We start from the raw sequence: 23,952 nt of genomic DNA on the forward strand, positions 1-23,952 counted from the left end.
GAATATTTATATATAATCAGAAGCGTTATGAACGAAGAGAAAGATGTGAAAAAAGGAGATGCTCTCAAAAAAGCAAAAAAAGTAAAAGAGGTAGAAACGCCGGTTAAATCGGGTTTGAAATCTAAAGAGGATATTGTTAGAAACTGGTTGCCGAGATATACCGGCAGACCGCTGGAAGAATTCGGACAATATATTCTGTTAACCAACTTCAGCAGATATGTCCAGATGTTCTCAGAATGGAACGACAACGCGCCAATTATGGGACTGGATAAACCGATGCAAAGTGTGACAGCTAATGGTATTACGATTATCAACTTCGGTATGGGAAGTCCACTGGCAGCAACTATGATGGATCTGTTGACAGCAATAAGTCCTAAAGCTGTCTTGTTTTTAGGTAAATGCGGCGGTTTAAAGAAGAAAAATCAGTTAGGTGATCTCATCCTTCCGATCGCAGCGATAAGGGGAGAGGGGACTTCCAATGATTATTTACCTGCAGAAGTTCCGGCATTACCTGCCTTCGCCTTACAGAAAGCTATTTCTACCACAATTCGTGACCATTCCCGTGATTATTGGACAGGTACCTGTTATACGACCAACAGAAGGGTTTGGGAACATGATAAAGAATTTAAAAAATACCTGAAAACGTTGAGAGCAATGGCTGTAGATATGGAAACAGCAACTATTTTTACCACCGGATTTGCGAATAAAATTCCTACAGGTGCTTTATTGCTGGTATCTGATCAGCCGATGATACCTGAAGGTGTTAAAACTGCAGAAAGCGATAGCAATGTAACCAACAATTATGTGGAAACGCATTTACGCATTGGAATTGACTCGCTGAAACAATTGATTAATAATGGTTTAACTGTAAAGCATCTTCACTTTTAGATCTTATCCCCACTTTTTGGGAAATCAAATAGGAACAAATCTCCTGTATGCTGGCTAACCATTGCCCAGTCATCCAGTTGAAAGTCAATGACAACAACGCCTGCAGTGGGAATATTATAAATATGAGCATCTGAGAGGTAGTTAACCAGATCTGTTAATCCCGGATTGTGTCCGAACAGGGCAATCCGGTGATAATCATTGTTCATCTGATTAATAATCCGCAGCAGTGCAGCTGGATTGGCTTCATAAATACTTTCCTGTTTTTGAATTTCAGATTTCTTCTGACCCCAGCTTTCTGCAAAATGCTGTGCTGTACTCAGCGCCCTTTTTGCAGGGCTGCTAATGAGCTGTTGGGGTAGAAGTCTCCGCTTAAGAAGTCTTTCAGCCATTTCAGGAGCATTTTTATGGCCTCTGTGATTTAAAGGGCGATCAAAGTCTGCCATACCATTTACTGCCCAGTCAGATTTGCCGTGACGTACAAGTATTAATTGTTTACTCATTGTTCAGTTTATTGATTACGGTTTGAATAACAACGGATTCGGGTAAATTGTTCATACAGGCAAAATCGCCTCTGTAACAAGGTTTATTTCCGTAAACCGAGCAGGGCCGGCAATACAGATCAAGCTGTATTACATCCTGCAAAGACTGGCCGTAACCCAGAAAACCTGTGAAAGGGTGTGTAGCTCCCCAGATGGACACCACTGGAATACCTTTCAATGAGGCCAGGTGCATACCTGATGAATCCATACTAATCATCAGATCCAGGTTGGAAATCAACGCGAGTTCCTGCTCCAGATTAGCTTTTCCAATTATTGATTTAATTCGCGGATGTCCGGCTGCCCATTCTGCGCCTATGATTTGTTCTGCAGGACCACCGCCAAAAATAAAAATCTGGTATCCTCTTTCGGCCAGCTGCAGAATTACCTGCTGCATCTTTTCGGCCGGATAAACTTTCTGCGGATGTTGTGCAAAGGGACTTACACCAATCCACTTGGTATTCATTTTATCGCCACAGATTTCCGCTAATGAATCTGGGATGACCTGCGGATTTTTTGGCGGAAGCTGATGACTTAGTTTGACTGGAAAACCTAGTTTATGAAAGACACTGGCATACCTTTCTGTCATCGCCAGCAGCGGACGTAATACCTTATTGTTTTTACGTGTAAGTTGTTTTTTTTCTTCACGTGCTTTTTCAACACGGATTACCGGTACGCCGCAAAAAAAGAAAAACAAACCAAGAATCCGGCTCCGCAGATTATTGTGCAGGTCGGCGATGGCTTTTGGGCGGGTTGCATTAAGTTCCAGGAATAATTTAAATAAGCCTGTCAGTCCTTTATGTCTGCCTTTTGGTTCTAATGAATGGAAACTGAGTCGTGGTATGTCTGCAAAAAAGGGGGTAAACGCATTTCTGCTAACCACCCCTAAAGGGATATCCGGGTACTGCTCACGAAATGCTGCAAGCACGGGAGCTGTCATCGCCACATCGCCCATGGCAGAAAAACGGAATACCAGGATCCCTGATCTTACTGGTTTCATTATGATTTCTGGTAGAGTACAGGATTTAATGCAGGGTCATTATACATTTTCATCTGTTTATAGACTTTCATGTATTTCCTTCCAGCACCAATATCTTCCAGCAAATCATCCAGGCTACCCGAAAGATCAGTACGCTGATCCAGCAGGATATTTAATTTTGCTTCACAGCTGGCAATATGTAAGGGATCGGCAGTACTGCGTTTGGTTTCTTCCTGCATATGATAAACTTTCAATGCCAGAATCGATAACCTGTCAATAACCCATGCCGGGCTTTCCGAATTTATTTTTGCATTTTCAACTGCCTGCACCTCTGCGAATTTGTTCAGGAAATAGCTGTCAATAAATTCAACTACATCTGTTCTTTCCTGATTAGACGCATCAATTCTTCTCTTCCAGCTTAATCCTTCTACAGGATCGATGGAAGGATTACGGATGACATCTTCCATATGCCATTGCACAGTGTCGATCCAGCATTTCAGGTACAGTAAATGTTCTATACTTTCTTTAGCATAAGGATTGGCAATGGGCTGGTCGATATGATCATGGATATGGTAATCTCTGATTACCTCTTCAAATATGCGGTTGCAAAGTGTGCTCATCATAGCTTCAAAGGTAAGGTATATTATTTACGGCTCTTAAAATACGCTGAAATTTCTGCCAGTGTGAAGCTATTCAGGCACGATTTGGCTTCCAATCCGCCTTTTCTTCCAACATAAACGCCGTAATGCATGTCACTGAATCCTTCCATTCGGTGTGCATCAGGATTGATCGAAAGTAATACACCTTTTTCCAGCGCATAATTATGCCAGCGCCAGTCCAGATCTAAACGGAGTGGATTTGCATTAATTTCAATAACCACCCCATTGGCGGCACAGGCGTCTATGACACGGGTATAGTTAATTGGATATCCTTTACGACTTAACAACAGTCTGCCGGTTGGATGCCCTAGAATGGTTGTATATGGATTCTCTATGGCTTTGATTAGACGGGCAGTAGCTTTTTCTTCATCCATTCTAAGGTTACTGTGAACAGAGGCAACTACAAAATCAAACTGTTTCAGTATGTCATCGGCATAGTCCAGTGAGCCATCATTCAGAATATCGCTTTCTATGCCTTTGAAAATTTTAAAAGGGGCAAGTTTTACATTTAATGCTTCAATTTCCTGATGCTGTGCATATACGCGCTGCTCATTTAAGCCGTTTGCATAAAAGGCAGACTTTGAGTGATCGCAGATACCGAAATATTCCAGACCCAGCTGATCTTTGCAGAATACAGCCATCTGTTCAAGCGTGTGTACCCCGTCGCTCCAGGTGGAGTGATTATGCAAGCTACCTTTAAGATCGTTATGTGTAATTAGAACGGGCAGCTGATGTTGCGCTGCAAGCGCGATCTCTTTTCCTCCTTCACGTAATTCGGGTTCTATATAATCCATTCCCGCAGCAGCATAAATTGCTTGCTCAGTAGGGAAGGGGCGTTCACCTGCTTTTTCCAAAACAGTTGTCACATGTGTTTCATTACCTGTCAGACGGAACAATGTAATTGCGTACTGGTCAGGTGTTGTATAATGTAGTCTTATTTTTAGTCCGAATGGGCTCTGCGCTTCAAAATAGCCTTCTGGTTTTAATTCAAATTCCAGTGCGCTAAAAGTACCAATCTGATTTTCCAGATCCTCGGGATTATCGATACCGGCAACGAAGTCAATTTCTTCAATAATTTCGCAATATCTTCTGAATTCTCCGGCAACTTCGAGTTTTGCAGTATTGCTGATGGTCTGAAACCAGATAATCATTTCAGCTTGCAGTGTATGAACCAGGTTCTCGGCCTGCGCAAACAGGAATTTACCGGCAGCAGCCATTTTGAACTCAATAACCTTCCGGATTTCATCCTGGGTTTTCAGTCCAAACCCTTTGGCTTCGATTAACCGGTTTTCATTACAGGCATAATAAAGTTCACCTATATTTTCTATCCCCAGATCCTTCCAGATAATCATGATCTTTTTAGGGCCGATACCTTTGATACTGAGCATTTCCACAATGCCTTCTGGTGTGGCAGCCAGGATATCCTGCATTTCAGTTATTATCCCTGTTTGTAATAATTCCCAGATTTTAGCGGCGGTGCTTTTACCCAGACCATCAATCTGAGCAATTTCGTCCTGCGTTTTACTGCTAATGGCATAAGGTAATTTATCTACCTTAAAGGCAGCATTGGCGATTGTTTTAATCTTAAAACTATTTTCGTTATGCAGCTCCATCAACTGGGAAAGGAGCCTTAAACTACGGGCGATGGTCTTGTTTTCCATTGCCGCTAAATTAAATAAAAAGATACGTTTATCCGGCTTATTTGATTTATGGCATTTTATTGGCTTAACAAGGGTATGAAGAAATTACTATTCATGATCGGAACAGCACTGGTAGTTCTTTCCGCATGCGGCCCTGGCGACAAGCAAAAAGACCAGGGACTAAAAAAAGATACACTTGATTTGCAAAATATCGCAATTAAAGCGCCGGATAACGTTGCTGATACGCTGTTACTGATACCCGGAAAACAGGCCGGCAAGGTTCATCTGGGGCAGGATATGCAAAAGATATTTGAAATATTGGGGAAACCGGCCGATGGCGATGCCGCTATGGGCAGTGCAATGGGGGTCTGGTATAATCCAAAGGCTACTGGTAATATTGATACCGTCACAGTGTTTTCTTCCTATAGGGACAGTACCATGTCTGTAAGGGAAGTAAAGCAGGTTTCAGTTACTTCCATGTTCAATCAAACTGAGGGCGGTGTGCACACGGGTATGAAACTGGATCAGTTGGTGGAAATTTATCCGGATCTGAAGCTTGTTCAGCGGTTTAAGAAGGAAAAAGGTAACGGTGAACTGCTGATCTACGATCATCCGGGAGATGGAATCGCTTTTGATATAGTTAACGGAATATGTACGGCGATCACGATATACCCTGCTGGTAAAAGTGTGAATCAGATTTATTTACCAGCCCGTCCTGGTTGGAAAACATCACCCTGATCTATTCAGGGTGATGTTCACTCTAATTTTAATTTACTTTAATTTCGAAGGGCATTCTGGCTTGTATTCCAGAGTTGACTACCGCCTTTTTCAATTGCTGAAATAACAGGAAATTATCACCGAATTCTTTCTTGGCATAATAGATACGAATGTTCTCCGTACCGTCTTCCAGAAACGATTTAATAGGGTCTGTTTTCTGTGGATATTCTACCAGCTTATATTCTTTAAGCTTTGCTTTTTTAGCTGCAGCAGTAATGGCATCCTGGAAATTTCCTAAACGGTCTGCCAGTCCTATTTTTACAGCGTCTGTACCTACCCATACATGGCCGCCACCGATGGAATCAATGTACGACTGGGATTTCTTCCGGCCTTCTGCCACACGGCTCGTAAAAGTAGCGTATACATGATTTACGTCGTTCTGGATAATTAATCTTTCTCCTGCAGTTAACGGTCTGTTCACGCTCATGATATCTGCATACTGGCCCGTTTTAACCCCGTCGAATGTAATACCAAGCTTATTGTTTAACAGGTTTTGAAAGTTAGGAATGATACCAAATACGCCTATTGAGCCGGTTATAGTATTAGGCTGCACAAAAATTGAATCGGCTGCACAGGCAATATAATATCCACCTGAGGCTGCCACGTCACCGAAAGAAGCAATGACTGGTTTAACTTTTTTACTAAGTACAATTTCTCTCCAAATTACGTCTGACGCCAGTGCGCTACCTCCGCCGGAGTTGACACGCAGTACGATAGCTTTTACTTTATCATCTTCTCTGGCTTTACGAATGGCACGGGAGATCCGTTCTGATCCAATCGAATCATCGTTGCCTTCTCCGCTGGTGATATCTCCATTTGCATAGATCACAGCAACTCTGTCTCTACTGCTACTGTTCTCCGGCTCCAGGTTTGCCGCATATTCATTGATAGTTAGGCTGACGATCTTCTGACGCGGGCTCAGACCACTCAATTTCTTTAATTCAGCAAGAACTTCGTCTTTATATTTTAAGCCGTCTATCATTTTGGCATTTAAGGCATCCTGCGGTTGTTTGATCCTGTAAGTATCTGCGATAACGTAAAGACTATCTGCTGGTATTTTACGGGTTTCTGCGATTCCATTCAGAAATGTATCATATAAGCCTCCCAGATAGGCGCTAACCTGGGTACGGTTATAATCACTCATTTTATCATTTATAAATGGCTCAACTGCACTTTTGTAATTTCCTACGCGGATGATCTGCGCTTCGACACCAATCTTCTCCATTGCACCTTTAAAAAAGGTCAACTGAGAGCTAAAGCCTTTAAATTCTAAGACTCCCTGTGGGTTCAAATAGACTTTGTCTGCTGCAGAAGCTAGGTAATAGGCATCTTGTGTATAAACTTCACTATAGGCTATAACTTGTTTTTTACTTTTCCTGAAATCAATGATCGCATCCCTCACTTCTTTCAATGTTGCTTTTCCTGCATTGGGAGAGCTGACATTGAGAAAAATACATTTGATGTTATCATCTGTCTTCGCTTTTTTAAGAGCCATGATCAGGTCATTAAATCCTATACTTTTACCCGAACCGGAACCTATAACGGGTAAGTTATCAAATGTTTTGTTTGGTGTTCTTTCTTTGATGGTCTGGTCCAGATTTAAATACAAGACACTGTTTGCAGCAACTGTTGTACTGGACGTCGTGTCAAGTGAGGAGATCACTGAGAAAACAATAACGATAAAAAACAGGAAAATCAGGAATGTTGAAATGATAATTCCGACAACTGTAGCAAAAACATATTTGAAAAATTCTCTCATGTGAATGTTTAATATTTAATTTGTAAATATATTAAATGATCAGGCTTACGTATGCAGTTAGAGCACAAAATAGTTTATTTGTTACTGGGTAGCAATCTGGGGGACAGACAAGCTAAACTGGAACAGGCGACCGAATTGATTACAGCAAAATTAGGGCCGGTAATTGCCAGTTCGGCCTGGTATGAAACTGCCGCCTGGGGACTTCAGGAACAGCCGGATTTTTTAAACCGGGCAATAGCCGTGAAGACAGGTCTTACTGCGCATGAAGTTTTGGATACTGTGCTGGGTATTGAAGAAATTCTGGGGCGGGTGAGAGCAGAAAAATGGGGTGCAAGGATAATTGATATAGACATTATTCTTTACGGTAATGATGTGATCAGTGACGGGGCCAGGCTGCAGGTCCCGCATCCGCTCATGCTGGAGAGGAAATTCGTGATGGAGCCGCTGGCTGAAATTGCAGGGGATCTGATCCATCCGGTCGCCGGAAAGGACATTTCAACTCTATTATCCTTGTTACAGGATAATTCAGATGTATCTAAAATTATTTAATTTTATTATAATTGTCTTATAATGATAGATCAACAGAAAAATACAGTTCCCTTAGATTTGTCGTACCTGAAAGATATGTCGGGTGACAGCGCCGAATTTATGATTGAGATGATCGATATGTTTAAACTGCAGACGCCATTATATGTCGCAGATCTTGAGCAGGCAGTGAATGCTTCAGATTGGGAAAAGGCAGCGGGATTTGCCCATAAAATTAAACCTACTTTTTCTTATGTGGGTAGGGAAGATGCGCGTGAACATCTGCAGGAAATGGAGAATAATCTAAGGAACGGGAGTAATACAGGTCAGATCCCTGAAGCGATGAAAGAGTTGCTTGCTTTTATTCAGGTTTTATATCGTCAGCTGGACGAAGCCAGGGCTGATCTTGAAGCACGTGGGTAAACGGATATTATTACATAAAAAAAGCCGCTGCATATCATATGCAGCGGCTTTTTAAATATATTTCTTTAGTTATTTGGTGATTACACTGATCTGTTTGAAATGTAAAGGCGATAAGCCGATGTATAAAACCAGGATCAGTGGAATAGCTGCGAATTGTAAAAATGCAAGCAATACTGCTGAAATGAGCAGAAAGATAAATTTTATTTTATTTGGTCCCCATGCCAGTGAACTGAACTTAAGCGAGAAAATACGGATCTCGCTCACCAGTAGTAAACTCATTACAATAGTTAAGATGATTAACAAAGGTACGGAGTAAACCAAGTTTGGAAACTGATCAGCAATGAAAGGTAGTGACACGATGAAAAGTGTATTCATTGGTGTATTTAGCCCGATGAAATCTTCCGTCTGGCGGGTATCGATATTAAACTTAGCTAATCTCAATGCCGAAAATATAGTGACCATAAAACCCAGGTAAGGCAGATATTTAACATCCGGAGCTGCAATACCCAGTAACTGGAAGAGCACCACACCCGGAAGAAAGCCAAAGCTGACCATATCTGCCAGTGAGTCGAGTTCTTTACCGATATCAGATTTAACATGGAGTGCACGCGCGGCCATTCCATCGAAAAAATCAAAAATACCGGATATTAAAACCGCCCATGCGCAGGCTTTGAGATCTCCCTGAAATGCGTAAACCACACCAATACATCCGGAGAGGAGATTGGCACAGGTCAACGCATTTGGAATATGTTTTTTTATCATCAGTTTCTAGCTGTTCATGGAGATTAAGAACTCTTCATTAGTTTTAGTGTTTCTGATCTGAGCCTGTACAAACTCCATGGCTTCCTGTGCATTCATATCTGCAAGGTGATTACGTAAGATCCATACGCGTTGTAAGGTGTCTCTGTCATGTAACAGATCGTCTCTTCTTGTGCTTGATGCAGTGATATCGATAGCAGGGAAGATACGTTTGTTGGACAGTTTACGATCCAGTTGCAGTTCCATATTACCGGTACCTTTAAATTCTTCAAAGATAACTTCGTCCATTTTAGAGCCTGTATCAGTAAGGGCAGTAGCCAAAATAGTTAATGAACCACCTTTTTCAATATTACGGGCCGCACCGAAGAAACGTTTAGGTTTATGTAAAGCATTTGCGTCTACACCACCGGAAAGTATTTTACCGGAAGCTGGTGCTGTTGTGTTGTAAGCACGCGCAAGACGTGTAATAGAATCCAGCAGGATCACTACATCGTGACCGCATTCTACCAGTCTTTTCGCTTTCTCTAATACAATATTGGCAATCTTTACATGACGTTCTGCAGGCTCATCAAATGTGGAGGCAATTACTTCTGCTCTTACACTTCTCGCCATATCTGTCACCTCTTCCGGACGCTCGTCGATCAACAGGATAATCAGATATACTTCGGGGTGATTTTTAGCAATCGCATTCGCAACTTCTTTCAGTAAATTAGTTTTACCTGTTTTAGGTTGTGCTACGATCAAACCACGCTGTCCTTTACCAATTGGGGTAAAAAGGTCAATAATACGGGTTGAATAATTATTGGTTTCTGTAAACAGATTTAATCTTTCTGTCGGGAATAAAGGGGTCAGGTAGTCGAATGGAACGCGATCTCTGACATCGGCCGGAAGTCTTCCATTAATGGTTTCCACACGAACCAGCGGAAAATACTTCTCTCCTTCTTTTGGTGGTCTGATGCTTCCTTTTACAGTGTCACCGGTCTTCAGGCCGAATAATTTAATCTGTGACTGGGAAACGTAAATATCATCGGGCGAGGACAGGTAATTGTAATCTGCTGATCTTAGGAAACCATAACCGTCCGGCATAATTTCCAATACACCTTCATTCGTAATTGTATTATCGAAATCCAGATTCGAGTAGCTGTTCTCGTTTTGTTTTTGATTATTGTTGTTTTTCTGACGGTTGTTATCTTCTCTTGGAGTTTTAACTTTTTTATTGTCCGCCTGATTACCGTTATTTTGAGTTGAAGGCTGCGTCTCTTGTTTTCTTTGTACAGGAGCCTGTTGTACTGGAGTGTTCGTCTCTTCTGCTACCGGCTGCACTGGTGCAGGTATAGTTTCCTGGACATTTACAACTTGTTCTTCTACCGCAGGTGCATCAAATAACGCAGCCCTGTTAAAAGTACCGTTAGACGGTTGTGGCGCTTCAGCCTCTTCTTTTGGTATCCTTGTTCTTTTTCTGACAGTTTTTTCTGCCGGAGCAGCTTTAACTATTTTATTTTTTGCTGGTTTTTCCTTCGGCTGTTTTTCTTCTGCGGGTGCAGTTACTCCGGCTTCAGCAGCAATTTCAGCTGGTTGCCCGGACTGATTGGTCTGTTCGCTCAATTGATGAATAACTTCTATCAATTCTGGTTTGCGCAGTTCATCAGCATTTAGAATACCCTGTGATTTTGCTAACTCCCGCAGTTCTGCAGTGAGTTTTTCATTTAATTCTGTTTTACTAAACATTATGTGGGTGTGGAGAAAATTTTATAAACGTATTTATCTGTAGATCACAGCAAAAAAATGCAATAACGATTTGGATTGACAACAAATTTTAATGAGATTTTCTGGAATGATCAGATAGAACTTGAGAATTATGTTGCAATTGTATGTATTTGAAACCTAATCTCCAAGTATTTTTTAAAATTAATGGTAATAATTTACCTGCTAATGAACATTCGGGGGTTGGTATCCTTTGAAAAAAAATGGCATATTTGCGCATAATCTAAGCCCAAATGAATAAGAAGCAGTTATTTGAACAAATCAGAGTTAAAAAATCATTTTTGTGTGTAGGTCTGGATCCGGTACTGGAAAACCTCCCTGAACACTTGCTGGATCTGGAAGATCCGGTATTTGAATTTAACAAACAACTTATTGATGCAACACAGGATCTTTGTGTTGCCTATAAACCAAATACTGCTTTTTATGAATCAAGAGGTTTAAAAGGCTGGAAAAGTCTTGAGCAAACCTGGGCTTATATTCCTAAAAATATTTTTACGATCGCAGATGCGAAAAGAGGAGATATCGGCAATACTTCTGCTATGTACGCTGATGCATTTTTTAAGGAGGAGCAAAGCGGATTAGGTTTCGATGCGGTAACAGTTGCACCTTATATGGGCAAAGATTCTGTCAGTCCTTTTCTGAATTATGCAGATAAATGGGTAATTCTGCTTGCCCTGACCTCTAATGCTGGACACAGTGATTTTCAGCTGACCGAATCTGAAAATGGTAAATTGTATGAAGAAGTAATCCGTATTTCATCTGGTTGGGCTGATAGCGAACAGCTGATGTATGTTGTTGGTGCAACCAGGGGCTCGGAATTTGCCAATATCAGAAGGCTTGCTCCTGATCATTTTCTTTTGGTTCCTGGAGTCGGTGCGCAAGGTGGAAGTCTTAAAGATGTGTGTGAATTTGGCTTGAATGACCATTGTGGACTCCTTGTGAACTCTTCTCGAGGAATAATCTACGCTGGTAAAGGAAAGGATTTTGCAGAGAAAGCACGGGCCGAAGCTCTAAAGTTACAGCAGGAAATGGAATCAATTCTAACAGAAGCCGGACTGCTGTAAAATATGTAAGCTTGTATTTCGTTTTTTAATGGGGAATGATTTTTGCATTCCGTAATTATTCGTTAAATTTAGTCTCCCGGTTGGGAAATAGATACGGATTTACATTTTAATCAGCATTATGTTCCAGAGTATCGTTACTTATTTTGAAAAACAAAGTTTTGGTGTCTGCACTTATCTGGCAGATAAGCTGAATATGTCCATCAGCAAGATCAGGCTTTTCTTCATTTATTCTTCTTTTCTGGCTGTAGGCTTTCCTATTATCTTTTATATGATGGCTGTTGTTGTACTAGATGTACGCCATTATGTTAAACGGATCAGAATGCGGATCTGGGATCGGTAGACTATAATATCATAGGGTGGTCAGATATAAATATTTTATATTTGCTGCTTATTAAATTCAGTAAACGCAACATGTCGGTAAGGGGAAACCAATTTAAATCTAATTCATTCAAAAACGATAGCAGGGACAAACAGGGTGCCAGGGCCAGTTCCAGGGATACCCGGTCGACATTTGAGCGGATGCCCTCACTGAATTTTCAGGATGAAAGAATACTGAAAATAGCCGGGCTTTTCTTTTTGATTCTTTCTATATATTTTCTGGTTGCATTTACTTCCTACGTGTTTACATGGCAGGAGGATTACAGCTATGTTATAGACGCCAACGGTGGCTGGAGCAACCTTTTCAAAACGGTTGAAGAACTGCAGCAAAATAATATTCCAATAATGGTCCAGAACTGGCTGGGCAAATTCGGTGCTTTACTTTCCCACCAGTTTATTTATGAGTGGTTTGGTGTCGCCTCTTTTCTTTTCGTATTTGTCTTCTTTGTAATCGGCTATCGTCTGCTGTTTAAAGTGAAGATATTTTCTATGGAAAAAACGCTGGGCTACAGTTTGTTCTTTTTACTTTTTCTGAGTCTGACCTTTGGGTTTTTTCATTCCTTTTTTCTGGATGCGCCGCATTATCTCGAAGGTGAAATTGGCTACTGGTCCAATAAAGTACTGGTCGCCCAGATCGGTGTAACTGGTGTAGGAGTATTACTTGCATTTTTAGCACTGACGATTTTAGTAATCGCTTACAATATTGATTTTAAACTTCCTGAACGTAAAAAGGTGCTTGTCGAAGAGGATACAGACCTGGAGCCAGAATATAGTAACGGAAATGCCTTTACACCAAAAACCGCAGAAAGTAGCGCTCTAACGGAAAAATCTGCCGCGAGACCAGTACAGGAAAACGATAAAAAATCGGGAGAGGTTGAGTTTACACTCAATGAACGTTTGGGAGGTCAGCGTAAGCAAAGTCAGGGTGCTATTGTTCCGTCCAGCAGATTTGAAGTGCAGGAGCCGATAGAAGAGGAGGTTGTAACGCCTTCAAGGCCTGCAGTTAATGTGATGAATGAAGCTATTATTCTCAGTCCTGCAGTTGCGCCGCCAGCCCCGGTTCGGGTTGCCTCTATTGCATTGGAAGAAGTGATCGTTCCTCAATCTGAACCAATATCAGTTAAGGCGGAGCCAGTTCTGACTGTAGCAAAATCTGAGGAAGAAAAGAAATCTGAACAGCTTGTTGAGCAGTTTGGAAATTATGATCCTAAATTGGATCTGTCCAGCTATCAATATCCACATCTGGATCTATTGGAAGATTATGGTTCGAATAAAATTTCAGTAAATGCTGATGAGCTCGAAGCCAACAAGAATAAGATTGTAGAAACGCTGAATCACTATAATATCGAAATTGATAAGATTAAAGCAACCATCGGTCCGACGGTTACGCTTTATGAAATTATACCTGCCCCAGGTATCCGGATTTCCAAAATCAAGAATCTGGAAGACGACATCGCTTTAAGTCTTGCTGCTCTGGGAATCCGTATTATTGCGCCAATGCCCGGTAAAGGAACTATTGGTATTGAGGTACCTAATATGCATCCGGAGATGGTTTCTATGCGGAGTATACTGGCTACTGAAAAGTTCCAGAAAACGGATATGGAGCTTCCTATTGCTTTGGGTAAGACGATTTCCAACGAAGTTTATATTGCTGATCTGGCGAAAATGCCCCATTTACTTGTTGCAGGTGCGACAGGGCAAGGTAAATCTGTTGGTATTAATGCTCTTCTGGTATCGCTGCTCTATAAAAAGCATCCATCTCAATTGAAGTTCGTATTGGTCGATCCTAAAAAGGTTGAGCTGACTTTATTCAATAAAATTGAACGGCATTTCCTGGCTAAGCTTCCTGGTGAAGCAGACGCAATTATTACGGATACAAAAAAGGTAATTCATACACTGAATTCACTATGTATCGAAATGGATCAGCGTTATGATTTGTTAAAGGACGCACAGGTCAGAAATTTGAAAGAATACAATGATAAGTTTATCAAAAGGAAGCTTAATCCTGAGAATTCGCATCGTTTTCTTCCATATATTGTACTGATTGTGGATGAGTTTGCAGATTTGATGATGACCGCTGGTAAAGAGGTTGAAACCCCGATTGCGCGTCTTGCACAGCTGGCGCGTGCGGTAGGTATTCACCTGGTACTGGCTACGCAGCGTCCATCGGTAAATATTATTACGGGTACGATTAAAGCGAACTTCCCGGCAAGGCTTGCGTTCAGGGTATTATCAAAAATTGACTCGAGAACTATTCTGGATAGTGGTGGTGCCGATCAGCTGATCGGGCGGGGAGATATGCTTTTATCTACAGGAAATGACCTGATTCGTTTACAGTGTGCTTTTGTAGATACACCTGAAGTTGATCGTATTTCTGAATTCATTGGTAATCAGCGTGGTTATCCTGAGGCATATCAGTTGCCTGAATATCTGGATGAGGCTGCGGAATCGGCCAAGGCAGATTTTAATCTGGATGACCGGGATTCTATGTTCGAAGAAGCAGCAAGACTGATTGTTATGCACCAGCAGGGTTCAACTTCACTGATTCAGCGTAAGCTTAAACTTGGATATAACCGGGCAGGTAGAATTATTGATCAGCTGGAAGCTACGGGTGTGGTCGGGCCTTTTGAGGGGAGTAAAGCCAGAGAGGTTTTATTGCCTGATGAATATGCTTTGGAACAGTTCTTGGACAATCTGAAGAAACCATAAATAACACACACACCGATGAAACAACTTTTTTTGGCGTTCCTTCTACTTACAGGAACTGGATATACCGGCTTTGCCCAGCAACAGGCACAGGCTACAACAATACTTGCTGGAGTCAGCAAAAAATATAAGTCTTACGATGCTGTAAAGGCAGATTTTATCTTCACACTGGAAAGCCCGCAAAACAAGGCTAAAGAAACCCAGCAGGGGACTCTCACCGTTCAGGCGAAGGCTAACAGGTACCGGGTAGTCATGACCGATCAGGATATGATTAGTGATGGTAAAACGCTTTGGACCTACCTGAAGAAAGATAAGGAGGTACAGGTTGCAAATGTAAACAATGAAGACGGAGATATTAACCCCGCCAAAATCTTTACCTTGTATGAAAAGGGATTTAAATATGCTTATACCGGCGAACGTAAAGTGGGCGGCAAAGTACAGCAGTTTGTTGATTTAACACCTACCGATTCCAAGAAATCTTATGCTAAGATTACACTGGGGATTGATAAAGTGGCAAAGCAGATTGCCAGTGTGCTGATCTTTGATAAAAATGGGAATAAATACACATATACAGTCAAATCTTTCGCACCGAACGTAAAAGTTCCGGAGAGCACCTATAGTTTTGATGCTAAAAAATATCCTGGTGTAGAAGTAGTGGATTTGAGATAATATAATTTAAATTTTGCCATTGAAGATAACATTTCTGGGTACGGGCACTTCACAAGGTATTCCTGTGATTTGCTGCAATTGTGAAGTATGCCGCTCTGAGGACGACAGAGATAAACGCCTGCGTGTTTCTGTTCTCGTAGAAACGGCAGACAGGACCATCGTAATTGATAGTGGCCCGGATTTCAGGTATCAGATGCTTCGTGCGGGTGTGAAAGATCTGGATGCTATCATTTATACGCATGAACATAAAGATCATATTGCCGGCCTGGATGATATCCGCCCATTTAATTATCTACTGCAAAAGAACATAGATATCTATGCAACTCCACGTGTTCAGGATGCTCTAAAAAGAGAATTCTCTTATATTTTTACTGAACATTTCTATCCGGGACTGCCGCAGATAGATATGCATACTGTAATTGACGAATCTTTTTTGATCGGACAAACGGAAATCATTCCACTGCCTGTGATGCATTATAAACTGCCGATTCTGGGCTACCGTATTGGAGATTTTAGTTATATCACGGATGCCAAAACTATCTCAGCCGAGACCAGGGAAAAGGTAAAAGGAACAAAAGTATTGGTAATCAACGCCCTCCAAAAGGAGCCTCATATTTCTCATTTTACGTTAGATGAAGCCCTGGATTTTGCTGCCGAAATAGGAGCGGAGACTACTTATCTAACCCACGTAAGTCATAATTTGGGTAAACATGCAGATATTTCATCTGAATTACCCGCTGGTGTTCAGCTTGCTTACGACGGGCTGCAGATTATTGTCTAGTTTTTTAAAATATCTCTTTAAACTATTGGTAATAAATATATCTTTGCAGCACAGTACAAACCCGGGTGGCGAAATTGGTAGACGCGCCAGCTTGAGGGGCTGGTGCTGGCAACGGCGTGGCAGTTCGAATCTGCTCTCGGGTACAACCGGAATTGAGAAATCAATTCCGGTTTTTTAATTTCAAATGGGCTTGCTATGCCAATACCACTCACTAGACCCTGTTCACAAATTTGTTGAGCTCAACGCAGGTTTTAAGCCGCTTGATTATACCATCAAAATTGTCTTCCTTAAGGAAGAAGGAATCGGCATAATATTGTCTTACAAAGAAGCTCTTCATCTTAAGAAACGCAGCTGCCGGGCTAGAAGCATCAAAACCGTTTGGGACTTTTTGTAAACTTTCTTGCGCAATGATGCCGTCAGGGAAAGCTGTCTTAAGTGTAGAATTCTCTGCTATTTTTATCCATTCCTCAAAATTGTAATCTATTTCCTGACGCAATTTTTTAAGTTTATCTGGATCTGGCTGGAAACTGCCTGCACCAAAGCAGCATTTATCTGGATCCAACATAACGTAATATACTGCATTTCCACTTTTTCGACCTCCACTGCTGATGACAGCATATAGATAGGTTTTATAAGGGGATTTATCTTTAGAAAACCTGAGGTCTCTATTTAAACGTGGGATACAGTCTTTGGCTAGCAAATGAGAAGATGCGATTGAGGGGTCAAACTTGCTGATAGAATCAATAAGATCTTGTGTGAACCCCTCGAAATTTTCATAGACTTCTCTGTAATCATCGCGGTTTTTATCGAACCATTCTTTGCTATTATTTTTCTTCAGTCCTTTAAGAAAGTCGAAGGTCATTTTTTTTAGCATATTTATCTCAAATTAATGTCTACCGCCCGGTTTTGCTGCTAAGTTTTTTATCTCTAAGAGTATCTTTTTTTCCTGACTGTTCTCGTCAGCTTGTGAGAGGATATCTTTGATGATGATAGTTCTTTCCTCTTCATTTAGGGCTCTGAATTCTGTAAGGATATCAGCATCCCTAAAACACGCCAAGATATCATCTTCATCCGTAAGCTTATTATCAGAATCCTTGTACATGTTAACAATAACTGAATCACCACCTTTTTTATTGATTGCTTTCCTGATACCAGCATTGACTGACATATACATATCCAGCCCCTTGCGTGGTGCTAAATTCATATTCTTAAATTCGTAACCGTCGATTGTGCCGGATACCTTAATATATCCCCATTTGCCTTTAATATCCTTAGAATCTGGGATAATAATATTATAGGTTCATGCCCCGTGATCAGGGACATAGTTTAGCGTCAATTTTTTGTCTTTTAATAATTCTTTCATATACATTTATGGTATAATAACTAATCAGTTAAAGGAATTCTCTAGTTTTATTCTTTATATCTATATAAAGAGCCTCTATAAGAATCAGGTCGTGAATGTACTACAAAATGACATTTATTATGTTTCGTCATCAGGCCATAATAATATAGACTGATGGTCGCAAAAACCAATTATAATCTGGTGAAGGTGATCCATTTAAAGAACTCGAATCTTATAACAGCTCAATCTTTTTGTGCTTTATAAAAGCATCTTTATCTTTTTTTACTTCTTTCAACATTGATTTTATTTCTATTGGCAATGTGAAATATTTATCAGCCCATAAGTTTATTTCGATCATTAAGGGAAGCAAATCAACCCCTTTTTGGGTTAGTTTATATAAAACTTTGGCTTTGCTTTCCGGATGGTCTAGTTTGATAATTACCCCATTTGTTTCCAGCATTTGTAACCGGGAAGCGAGGATATTAGTTGCTATTTTTTCATCCGATTTCAGGAAGTCTCCATACGTGCATTGTTTCTTGAACATAAGATCCCTGACAATAAGTAATGACCATTTGTCTCCCCATATATCCAAGGAGCTGCTAATAGGGCAATCAGACCTCTTTTTTATTTCCATCATAAAATATTTATAAAATCACTTGCAAATTAAAAGTTGTTTCTATATTTGCACTTGCAAAACGCAAGCGAATTTACGTAATTAAATTATAGATACAATGGAAACAGGATTAATTTTTGAACCTTATAGCCTAAATGGACTGGCCTTAAACAACCGAATAGTGATGGCACCAATGACCAGAAGCCGCTCTGCAAACCCTGGGAATGTCGCTACGACCCTTACTGCGCTATATTATAAACAACGTGCCACTGCTGGACTGATCATTACCGAAGGAACATTTATCAGTGAAGATGCGGTTGGCGTAGTGAACGTACCTGGTATTTATAGCAAAGAACAGATACAGGGCTGGAAATTAACTACTGATGCAGTACATGGCGAAGGCGGAAAAATATTTGCGCAGCTTTGGCATACCGGAGCATATTCTCATCCGGATCTGCATGCTGGTAGAAAGCCATTGGCCCCCTCGGCTGTAAATCCTGAGCAGCAAATATTTACAGCAAAGGGATTTCAGCCGTCTCAAGCACCAGAACCAATGAATACCGAAGATATTAAAAGAACAGTTAATGATTTCAAGCAAGCCGCCATCAATGCATTCGAAGCTGGTTTTGATGGTGTGGAACTACATGGGGCAAATGGCTATCTGCTGCAACAGTTCTTTAGCAAAAACAGCAATCACCGGACAGACGAATATGGTGGCTCTGTAGAAAACCGTGCAAGAATTTTATTCGACATTTTAGATGAATTGGAGCAGGTAGTTGATATTAAAAAAGTTGCTGTTCGTTTAAATCCCTCTTTAAATGGGATAATGGGCATTCTTGTAGATGATGAAACCAAGTCTTTATATAATTATGTTGTAAACAAGCTGAATGATTATGGCCTTGCTTACATCCATCTGATTGAGCCGTTTACCGATGTTTCTGCAATTCCTGATGCGATCCAGGAAGTAGCCAAACATTTCCGGAAGATTTACAAAGGCACCATTATTATTAACAGGGCTTTTACCCGGGAAACCGCTAATCAAGTATTAAATGATGGAGATGCTAATCTGGTGTCCTTTGGTGTTCCATTTATTGCTAATCCCGATCTAGTAGCGCGTTTCAGAACGCAGGCAATTCTTAATCAACCAGATCAAACTACTTTTTACACGCCTGGTGAAAAAGGATATACAGATTATCCTACACTGGATACCAGCAAATAGGTTTTAAAATTAAATATAGAATAATGAAAACGACAGGAAATACAATATTCATAAGTGGTGGAAGTGCCGGAATAGGTCTAGCGATCGCCAAAAAATTAAGTGAGGCAGGAAACAAGATTATCATCAACGGCCGCAGTGAAGAACGTCTTCAAAGCGCATTGAAAGAGCTTGATAATGCAGTTGCCATTCAGGGAGATTTATCGATAGCTGCTGATAGAACTCGCATTGCAGGAGAGCTCAAAGCGAATTATCCAAATGTGAATATTATCATTAATAATGCTGGAGCGGCATTTATGAATGATTTAAGCGATATTAAAAATAATGCTGCAGAAAAAGCTTATCAGGAAATCAATACTAATTATATCAGTGTGATTGATTTTACCGCACTGACTTTACCATTACTTTTGAAACAGGAAGAGGCGGCAATCGTAAACGTTTCTTCAATAGCTGTATTTAGGTCCAACAAATATTTGCCTACTTATTCCGCTAGCAAGGCTGCACTCCACAGTTACACGCAAGGTCTGAGAGATACATTTGCCACTAACGAAAAGTTGAATGTTTATGAAATATATCCGCCTTTGGTAAATACCGAGTTTTCAGCAGAGATTGGCGGGGTAAACGGTATTGCGCCATCAGAGGTAGCCGATGAACTGTTTGCTGCTTTGGAGAAAAACCAGTTTGAAATTCCTGTCGGGGATGCAAAAAAAATACACGCTTTGGTTGATGCCATCACCGAGCAGGTTAATAATTGATAAATCTGTATAATTTCAAAGAACAATGAATGTAAAAGGTAAAACAATCCTGATAACGGGTGGAGCATCAGGAATAGGGCTGGAAGCAGCAAAGCAATTTTTGGAAATCGGCGCTAAAGTGATCATTACCGGTAGAAATCAAAACAAGCTAGATGCGGTGAAACAAGACATACCTGCGGTAACCGTTATCAGGAGTGATGTTGAAAAGGAAGACGATGCGCTTTCCCTCTTTAGGCAGATTAGTACATTGGGCGGTATAGATATCTTGTATCATAATGCAGGCGTTGGAAGTCCGGCGCTTAATCTGGGCACAGGAAATGAACAGATCCTGAAGAATGCAGAGTACGAGATGAACGTAAACTATTTCGGAGTCATAAGATTGAATAACTTGTTTATGCACATGTTGAAATCTAGAGCTGACAGTGCAATTATCATTACTACTTCGCTACTTAGTCTCGTTCCCGGGTTAGAAGAGCCAACTTATTCTGCAACTAAAGTTGCTTTGGGCTTTTATACAAAGTTGTTGAGAAAAGATCTGGAAATACTCGGGAGTGATCTGAAAATATTTGAGTTGCTGCCACCGCTAGTATCAACAGAGATGACCGCCAAAAGAAAAGATAAGAAGATGACTACATATGATTTGGTAAAAGCGCTTATCTCAGGGATTAAAAGAGATCAGTTCACCATTCGTGTCGGAGATACAAAATTATTATATTTAATAAGCAGATTTTCCCCCAAGATGGCATTTAACCTGGTAAACCCTAAAAAAATATACAACAGCCTCCGGTAACAGATAAAGATATGAAAGCATTTATAGTAGAAAAATATGGTAAAAAGGAGGCGCTTAAGTTAGCCGAGATGCCGCTTCCAGTCTTAGAGGAAAATGAAGTGATGGTGGAAGTTTATGCTGCCGGCCTCAATCTGCTGGATTCTAAAATCAAGTCTGGTGAATTCAAATTGATCCTACCCTACAAATTGCCACTTATTTTAGGACATGATGTCGCAGGCGTAATTACCCAGGTTGGAAAAAATGTAAAACAGTTTAAGCAGGGGGATGAGGTTTATGCGCGCCCTTCAGATTTTCATATCGGTACATTTGCAGAGTTCATTGCAATTAGTGAAAAAGATGTAGCCTTAAAGCCAAAGAGTCTTTCTATGGAAGAAGCTGCGTCTATTCCGTTGGTTGCCCTTACTGCATGGCAAGCCCTGGTAGAAAACGCGCGTCTCAAAAAAGGGCAGAAAGTGTTTATTCAGGCCGGTTCCGGTGGAGTAGGAACTATTGCAATACAACTGGCGAAATATTTAGGTGCAACCGTTGCCACAACTGCAAGTGAAAAGAGCTTTCCAATGTTAAAAGACCTTGGAGCTGATGTGCTGATTGATTACAAAAAGGAAGATTTTGAACTTGTACTGAAAGATTATGATGTTGTGCTAAATAGCCAGGATGCAAAGACTTTAGACAAATCATTAAGGATTTTAAAACCGGGAGGAAAGGCGATTTCAATCTCCGGGCCGCCTACGCCAGATTTTGCCAAATCAATCGGCGCCCCTTGGTTCGTAAAGATTGTATTGTCACTGATAAGCTCCGGCATCCGAAGAAAAGCCAGGAAACTGGGTGTTGACTATTCATTCCTTTTCATGAGAGCCGATGGGCAGCAATTACAGCAAATTTCCAAACTTATCGAAGAGGGTGCGATTCGACCTGTGGTAGATAAGGCGTTTCCGTTTGAGCAGACTGCTGAGGCTCTGGAATATGTGGAGAGCGGGCGAGCAAAAGGAAAAGTAGTCGTCAAATTGAAATAATGCTACTGTCATTCATCAAGTATTTTATTCTACCGTAGAACTGCCTTTCGTCACATTTTCCCACTGTTCTATCACATTTATTAAATTCAGGATTCCGGGCTGCCTATTATTGTTTTATGTTATAATCTAATAACCGGGGGTATTAGACCCCTTTAAACTTAAAACAATGAAATCGTATTTACTTCTTCTTCTCTGCTGCCTTAGTTTTAGTTCATTTGGACAAACGATACCTGACCCCGGTCACCGGACGGACTTCATTACCGATGATGTTGAGTTCAATAGTGCCGGTATCACTCTGGCTGGTACTATATTTAAACCTAAACATCCATATGGGGCGGTAATTCTTATCCATGGCTCTGGTCAGGAAACAAGGATGCTGAAAATGGCGTCTCTTCTGGCAGAAAATGGTATCGCGGTATTAACATATGACAAACGCGGAGTGGGAAAATCGGGGGGAGTATACGTTGGACCGGAAGCCGGAACTAATAACATTGATGTTTCAAATCTCAATTTATTGGCACTAGATGCAAGTGCCGCCACTAACGCTTTGATTGCGCATTTACCTGCAAATCATGGGCCGTTGGGCTTCATAGGGTTTAGCCAGGCCGGCTGGATCATCCCTTTGGCTGCGAAAGAAAATCGTAATGTGAATTTTATGATATTATTTAGCGGACCAGTTGTCACAACGCTCGAACAGCTGCGATTTCAATTTTATACAGAAGGAAAACCTGGCTTTTGGGAAACGCACACAGAAGCTGAGGTACGCGAACATATACGCAGTGATGCAGATCGCTATCAGTTTGCTGCCACAGATCCACGCGATGCACTCGCTGCACTCCCGATTCGGGGGCTTTGGCTTTTTGGAGGCAAAGATGTGCAAATTCCGGTTAATTTGTCCATTGAACACCTCGACGCGCTTAAAGCGAAAGGTAAGCCTTATGAATACCGGTTATTTCCAGAATTAGGGCATAACACCTCATTCTCGAAATCGCCGGATCCGTTTAATGTTGCTATTCAATGGATTAAATCCGGTGATGGTAATATGAACCGGAAATAATCAAATACTATCAACATCTGGTTATTGTCATTTACCAGATGTTGTATTGCCGTTTGTTCCACTGTTCTTGCCGAAATTTAGTAAATCAATAGGAATGACCAATTTAAGTCCTATTGCTGCTACGCCACGATTTTTAAATAAGGTATCATCGGACGTGGATATTTCCGATTGAATATTTCCATTCACTATGAGCGGTAGGTTTTTACCCTCAAACTGGGCGAGGAAGTAATCCCGAGGTTGCCTTACATTTAGAAATTCAATTGTAGCAAGCAATGAGACGGCTCTGAACCGCCAACCTGCTCCCACTCCCCAATCAAAAGGTTTATTAGTTTCACTAATTGTTGACAAACTTACCGGATTGACAAATACCGCAAAAGTTGGCCCTTTAGTAACCAAATCATGCGAAACTACTTCTCCAGCTGCATCCATCTTATCTACCCAGTATTTATATGGAGTCCATGAAAAGCCAAGGGTTGCATTATATCGCATCTTATCAGATCGTTCTATAATGACTACGTTATTTAATTTACTGATCTTGGGATCTAAGTAGGTATTATTAATCATTGTCCCGGCGCCAAGGCCAATTATGGCAGAAAATACCGGTTCAGAGACCTGCGCTATCGCAGAATATGTACTTATAAAAGTACATAGGCAAAAAACACTTGTTGTAATTTTCATGAGAGAGTTAGTTTATTTAATCTAATATACTAATTATCAGCAGTATGGCGGTATTATTTCGCTTGTGTGATATCGCTTTAAAAGCTGATTTCATTAGAGTTCTTTAATAGATTAATAAACCTAATTTGCGGTGCGATCAGCCGCTGAGTTTCTTTAATAAAATTCGCAGAAATCACTTATT

25 protein-coding genes and 1 tRNA gene are annotated in these 23,952 nt (G+C 40.9%); 15 read left to right on the forward strand and 11 right to left on the reverse strand.

Annotated features, from left to right (window positions below; translation table 11 throughout):
* Positions 1–27: 27 nt before the first annotated feature.
* Positions 28–888: an AMP nucleosidase gene (locus tag BLR53_RS12320; protein ID WP_051759745.1), complete on the forward strand. Its 861-nt coding sequence runs from the start codon at positions 28–30 to the stop codon at positions 886–888.
* On the opposite strand, the gene BLR53_RS12325 is transcribed toward BLR53_RS12320, so the two are convergent.
* From BLR53_RS12325 to BLR53_RS12340, 4 genes are read right to left on the reverse strand one after another with little or no spacing between them, the layout of a single operon-like run.
* The gene (locus BLR53_RS12325; RefSeq protein ID WP_037439391.1) at positions 885–1,388 is read right to left on the reverse strand and encodes a SixA phosphatase family protein; all 504 of its coding nucleotides are present in this window, start codon (positions 1,386–1,388) and stop codon (positions 885–887) included. The two genes, BLR53_RS12320 and BLR53_RS12325, sit on opposite strands and share 4 nt — an antisense overlap.
* Complete coding sequence (locus tag BLR53_RS12330) at positions 1,381–2,424, reverse strand: glycosyltransferase family 9 protein (RefSeq protein ID WP_074590051.1); 1,044 nt, start codon at positions 2,422–2,424, stop codon at positions 1,381–1,383. The genes BLR53_RS12325 and BLR53_RS12330 overlap by 8 nt, the downstream gene beginning before the upstream one ends.
* Entirely contained in the window at positions 2,424–3,026 is a 603-nt protein-coding gene (locus BLR53_RS12335; RefSeq protein ID WP_074590053.1) for a DUF4254 domain-containing protein, read from the reverse strand. The genes BLR53_RS12330 and BLR53_RS12335 overlap by 1 nt, the downstream gene beginning before the upstream one ends.
* A 20-nt stretch (positions 3,027–3,046) precedes the next feature.
* On the reverse strand, positions 3,047–4,723 hold the full coding sequence (locus tag BLR53_RS12340) for a DNA polymerase/3'-5' exonuclease PolX (protein WP_074590055.1): 1,677 nt from the start codon (positions 4,721–4,723) through the stop codon (positions 3,047–3,049).
* A gap of 75 nt (positions 4,724–4,798) precedes the next feature.
* On the opposite strand from BLR53_RS12340, the gene BLR53_RS12345 reads away from it, so the two are divergent.
* Positions 4,799–5,440, forward strand: a complete 642-nt coding sequence (locus BLR53_RS12345) for a hypothetical protein (RefSeq protein WP_143007869.1) — start codon at positions 4,799–4,801, stop codon at positions 5,438–5,440.
* Positions 5,441–5,468: 28 nt separating this feature from the next.
* Here the strand turns inward: BLR53_RS12345 and sppA are convergent, their stop codons facing one another.
* Entirely contained in the window at positions 5,469–7,238 is a 1,770-nt protein-coding gene (sppA, locus tag BLR53_RS12350) for a signal peptide peptidase SppA (protein ID WP_074590060.1), read from the reverse strand.
* 51 nt (positions 7,239–7,289) lie between these two features.
* Here sppA and folK point away from each other — a divergent pair, with 51 nt between their 5' ends.
* Together folK and BLR53_RS12360 are read left to right on the forward strand one after the other, a co-directional pair.
* A complete protein-coding gene (gene folK / locus BLR53_RS12355) occupies positions 7,290–7,787 on the forward strand; it encodes a 2-amino-4-hydroxy-6-hydroxymethyldihydropteridine diphosphokinase (RefSeq protein WP_074590062.1) in 498 nt (165 codons plus the stop codon).
* A 21-nt stretch (positions 7,788–7,808) separates the two neighbouring features.
* A complete protein-coding gene (locus BLR53_RS12360) occupies positions 7,809–8,186 on the forward strand; it encodes an Hpt domain-containing protein (protein WP_037439379.1) in 378 nt (125 codons plus the stop codon).
* A 69-nt stretch (positions 8,187–8,255) separates the two neighbouring features.
* Here the strand turns inward: BLR53_RS12360 and pssA are convergent, their stop codons facing one another.
* Both pssA and rho read right to left on the reverse strand, forming a co-directional pair.
* Positions 8,256–8,948 carry a CDP-diacylglycerol--serine O-phosphatidyltransferase gene (gene pssA, locus BLR53_RS12365; protein ID WP_037439376.1) on the reverse strand — a complete coding sequence of 231 codons (693 nt, stop codon included), beginning with the start codon at positions 8,946–8,948 and terminating at the stop codon, positions 8,256–8,258.
* Positions 8,949–8,954: 6 nt separating this feature from the next.
* Complete coding sequence (rho, locus tag BLR53_RS12370; RefSeq protein WP_074590064.1) at positions 8,955–10,673, reverse strand: transcription termination factor Rho; 1,719 nt, start codon at positions 10,671–10,673, stop codon at positions 8,955–8,957.
* 269 nt (positions 10,674–10,942) lie between these two features.
* Here rho and pyrF point away from each other — a divergent pair, with 269 nt between their 5' ends.
* The 6 genes from pyrF (at position 10,943) to BLR53_RS12400 (ending at position 16,450) form a co-directional block, all read left to right on the forward strand.
* Positions 10,943–11,773, forward strand: coding sequence for an orotidine-5'-phosphate decarboxylase (gene pyrF / locus BLR53_RS12375; RefSeq protein WP_074590066.1), 831 nt, complete (start codon positions 10,943–10,945; stop codon positions 11,771–11,773).
* Positions 11,774–11,891: 118 nt separating this feature from the next.
* Positions 11,892–12,113: a PspC domain-containing protein gene (locus BLR53_RS12380; RefSeq protein WP_037439370.1), complete on the forward strand. Its 222-nt coding sequence runs from the start codon at positions 11,892–11,894 to the stop codon at positions 12,111–12,113.
* A 71-nt stretch (positions 12,114–12,184) separates the two neighbouring features.
* Positions 12,185–14,860 (forward strand): FtsK/SpoIIIE family DNA translocase, encoded by a 2,676-nt coding sequence (locus BLR53_RS12385; protein WP_074590068.1) that lies wholly within the window; start codon positions 12,185–12,187, stop codon positions 14,858–14,860.
* A gap of 15 nt (positions 14,861–14,875) precedes the next feature.
* On the forward strand, positions 14,876–15,526 hold the full coding sequence (lolA1, locus tag BLR53_RS12390; protein WP_074590070.1) for an outer membrane lipoprotein periplasmic chaperone LolA1: 651 nt from the start codon (positions 14,876–14,878) through the stop codon (positions 15,524–15,526).
* Between the two features lie 19 nt (positions 15,527–15,545).
* Positions 15,546–16,307, forward strand: coding sequence for an MBL fold metallo-hydrolase (locus BLR53_RS12395; protein WP_037439364.1), 762 nt, complete (start codon positions 15,546–15,548; stop codon positions 16,305–16,307).
* Positions 16,308–16,366: 59 nt separating this feature from the next.
* Positions 16,367–16,450: transfer RNA gene (locus BLR53_RS12400), tRNA-Leu, on the forward strand.
* Between the two features lie 68 nt (positions 16,451–16,518).
* Here the strand turns inward: BLR53_RS12400 and BLR53_RS12405 are convergent.
* The 3 genes from BLR53_RS12405 to BLR53_RS12415 all read right to left on the reverse strand — a co-directional run bounded on the left by BLR53_RS12405 (position 16,519) and on the right by BLR53_RS12415 (position 18,286).
* The gene (locus tag BLR53_RS12405) at positions 16,519–17,169 is read right to left on the reverse strand and encodes a DUF2461 domain-containing protein (RefSeq protein ID WP_074590209.1); all 651 of its coding nucleotides are present in this window, start codon (positions 17,167–17,169) and stop codon (positions 16,519–16,521) included.
* 24 nt (positions 17,170–17,193) lie between these two features.
* A complete protein-coding gene (locus BLR53_RS12410; protein ID WP_083332071.1) occupies positions 17,194–17,598 on the reverse strand; it encodes a DUF1905 domain-containing protein in 405 nt (134 codons plus the stop codon).
* Positions 17,599–17,881: 283 nt separating this feature from the next.
* Positions 17,882–18,286: a winged helix-turn-helix transcriptional regulator gene (locus BLR53_RS12415; protein ID WP_037439360.1), complete on the reverse strand. Its 405-nt coding sequence runs from the start codon at positions 18,284–18,286 to the stop codon at positions 17,882–17,884.
* A 94-nt stretch (positions 18,287–18,380) separates the two neighbouring features.
* Between BLR53_RS12415 and BLR53_RS12420 the strand changes: the two genes are divergently transcribed.
* The 5 genes from BLR53_RS12420 (at position 18,381) to BLR53_RS12440 (ending at position 23,093) form a co-directional block, all read left to right on the forward strand.
* A complete protein-coding gene (locus BLR53_RS12420) occupies positions 18,381–19,481 on the forward strand; it encodes an alkene reductase (protein WP_037439358.1) in 1,101 nt (366 codons plus the stop codon).
* Between the two features lie 23 nt (positions 19,482–19,504).
* Positions 19,505–20,233, forward strand: coding sequence for an SDR family oxidoreductase (locus BLR53_RS12425; RefSeq protein ID WP_074590072.1), 729 nt, complete (start codon positions 19,505–19,507; stop codon positions 20,231–20,233).
* A gap of 25 nt (positions 20,234–20,258) precedes the next feature.
* The gene (locus BLR53_RS12430) at positions 20,259–21,023 is read left to right on the forward strand and encodes an SDR family oxidoreductase (RefSeq protein ID WP_037439353.1); all 765 of its coding nucleotides are present in this window, start codon (positions 20,259–20,261) and stop codon (positions 21,021–21,023) included.
* 11 nt (positions 21,024–21,034) lie between these two features.
* A complete protein-coding gene (locus BLR53_RS12435) occupies positions 21,035–22,036 on the forward strand; it encodes an NADP-dependent oxidoreductase (protein ID WP_074590074.1) in 1,002 nt (333 codons plus the stop codon).
* 166 nt (positions 22,037–22,202) lie between these two features.
* The gene (locus BLR53_RS12440) at positions 22,203–23,093 is read left to right on the forward strand and encodes an alpha/beta hydrolase family protein (RefSeq protein WP_051759744.1); all 891 of its coding nucleotides are present in this window, start codon (positions 22,203–22,205) and stop codon (positions 23,091–23,093) included.
* Positions 23,094–23,120: 27 nt separating this feature from the next.
* Here the strand turns inward: BLR53_RS12440 and BLR53_RS12445 are convergent, their stop codons facing one another.
* On the reverse strand, positions 23,121–23,771 hold the full coding sequence (locus BLR53_RS12445; RefSeq protein ID WP_037439349.1) for a hypothetical protein: 651 nt from the start codon (positions 23,769–23,771) through the stop codon (positions 23,121–23,123).
* Positions 23,772–23,952: the final 181 nt, after the last annotated feature.

The sequence above is a fragment of the Pedobacter antarcticus genome (assembly GCF_900103515.1).
In the GTDB taxonomy this organism is placed as follows: Bacteria; Bacteroidota; Bacteroidia; order Sphingobacteriales; family Sphingobacteriaceae; genus Pedobacter; species Pedobacter antarcticus.

What these genes read in the sequence shown, in the direction of transcription:
- BLR53_RS12385 (WP_074590068.1), top strand. Translation starts at nt 12,185, where the DNA reads ATGTCGGTAAGGGGAAACCAATTTAAATCTAATTCATTCAAAAACGAT.
- rho (WP_074590064.1), bottom strand. Translation starts at nt 10,673, where the DNA reads ATGTTTAGTAAAACAGAATTAAATGAAAAACTCACTGCAGAACTGCGG.
- BLR53_RS12320 (WP_051759745.1), top strand. Translation starts at nt 28, where the DNA reads ATGAACGAAGAGAAAGATGTGAAAAAAGGAGATGCTCTCAAAAAAGCA.
- BLR53_RS12325 (WP_037439391.1), bottom strand. Translation starts at nt 1,388, where the DNA reads ATGAGTAAACAATTAATACTTGTACGTCACGGCAAATCTGACTGGGCA.
- BLR53_RS12380 (WP_037439370.1), top strand. Translation starts at nt 11,892, where the DNA reads ATGTTCCAGAGTATCGTTACTTATTTTGAAAAACAAAGTTTTGGTGTC.
- folK (WP_074590062.1), top strand. Translation starts at nt 7,290, where the DNA reads ATGCAGTTAGAGCACAAAATAGTTTATTTGTTACTGGGTAGCAATCTG.
- BLR53_RS12420 (WP_037439358.1), top strand. Translation starts at nt 18,381, where the DNA reads ATGGAAACAGGATTAATTTTTGAACCTTATAGCCTAAATGGACTGGCC.
- BLR53_RS12435 (WP_074590074.1), top strand. Translation starts at nt 21,035, where the DNA reads ATGAAAGCATTTATAGTAGAAAAATATGGTAAAAAGGAGGCGCTTAAG.
- pssA (WP_037439376.1), bottom strand. Translation starts at nt 8,948, where the DNA reads ATGATAAAAAAACATATTCCAAATGCGTTGACCTGTGCCAATCTCCTC.
- BLR53_RS12440 (WP_051759744.1), top strand. Translation starts at nt 22,203, where the DNA reads ATGAAATCGTATTTACTTCTTCTTCTCTGCTGCCTTAGTTTTAGTTCA.
- BLR53_RS12430 (WP_037439353.1), top strand. Translation starts at nt 20,259, where the DNA reads ATGAATGTAAAAGGTAAAACAATCCTGATAACGGGTGGAGCATCAGGA.
- BLR53_RS12425 (WP_074590072.1), top strand. Translation starts at nt 19,505, where the DNA reads ATGAAAACGACAGGAAATACAATATTCATAAGTGGTGGAAGTGCCGGA.
- BLR53_RS12340 (WP_074590055.1), bottom strand. Translation starts at nt 4,723, where the DNA reads ATGGAAAACAAGACCATCGCCCGTAGTTTAAGGCTCCTTTCCCAGTTG.
- BLR53_RS12415 (WP_037439360.1), bottom strand. Translation starts at nt 18,286, where the DNA reads ATGATGGAAATAAAAAAGAGGTCTGATTGCCCTATTAGCAGCTCCTTG.
- BLR53_RS12445 (WP_037439349.1), bottom strand. Translation starts at nt 23,771, where the DNA reads ATGAAAATTACAACAAGTGTTTTTTGCCTATGTACTTTTATAAGTACA.
- BLR53_RS12335 (WP_074590053.1), bottom strand. Translation starts at nt 3,026, where the DNA reads ATGATGAGCACACTTTGCAACCGCATATTTGAAGAGGTAATCAGAGAT.
- lolA1 (WP_074590070.1), top strand. Translation starts at nt 14,876, where the DNA reads ATGAAACAACTTTTTTTGGCGTTCCTTCTACTTACAGGAACTGGATAT.
- BLR53_RS12345 (WP_143007869.1), top strand. Translation starts at nt 4,799, where the DNA reads ATGAAGAAATTACTATTCATGATCGGAACAGCACTGGTAGTTCTTTCC.
- pyrF (WP_074590066.1), top strand. Translation starts at nt 10,943, where the DNA reads ATGAATAAGAAGCAGTTATTTGAACAAATCAGAGTTAAAAAATCATTT.
- BLR53_RS12330 (WP_074590051.1), bottom strand. Translation starts at nt 2,424, where the DNA reads ATGAAACCAGTAAGATCAGGGATCCTGGTATTCCGTTTTTCTGCCATG.
- BLR53_RS12360 (WP_037439379.1), top strand. Translation starts at nt 7,809, where the DNA reads ATGATAGATCAACAGAAAAATACAGTTCCCTTAGATTTGTCGTACCTG.
- BLR53_RS12405 (WP_074590209.1), bottom strand. Translation starts at nt 17,169, where the DNA reads ATGACCTTCGACTTTCTTAAAGGACTGAAGAAAAATAATAGCAAAGAA.
- sppA (WP_074590060.1), bottom strand. Translation starts at nt 7,238, where the DNA reads ATGAGAGAATTTTTCAAATATGTTTTTGCTACAGTTGTCGGAATTATC.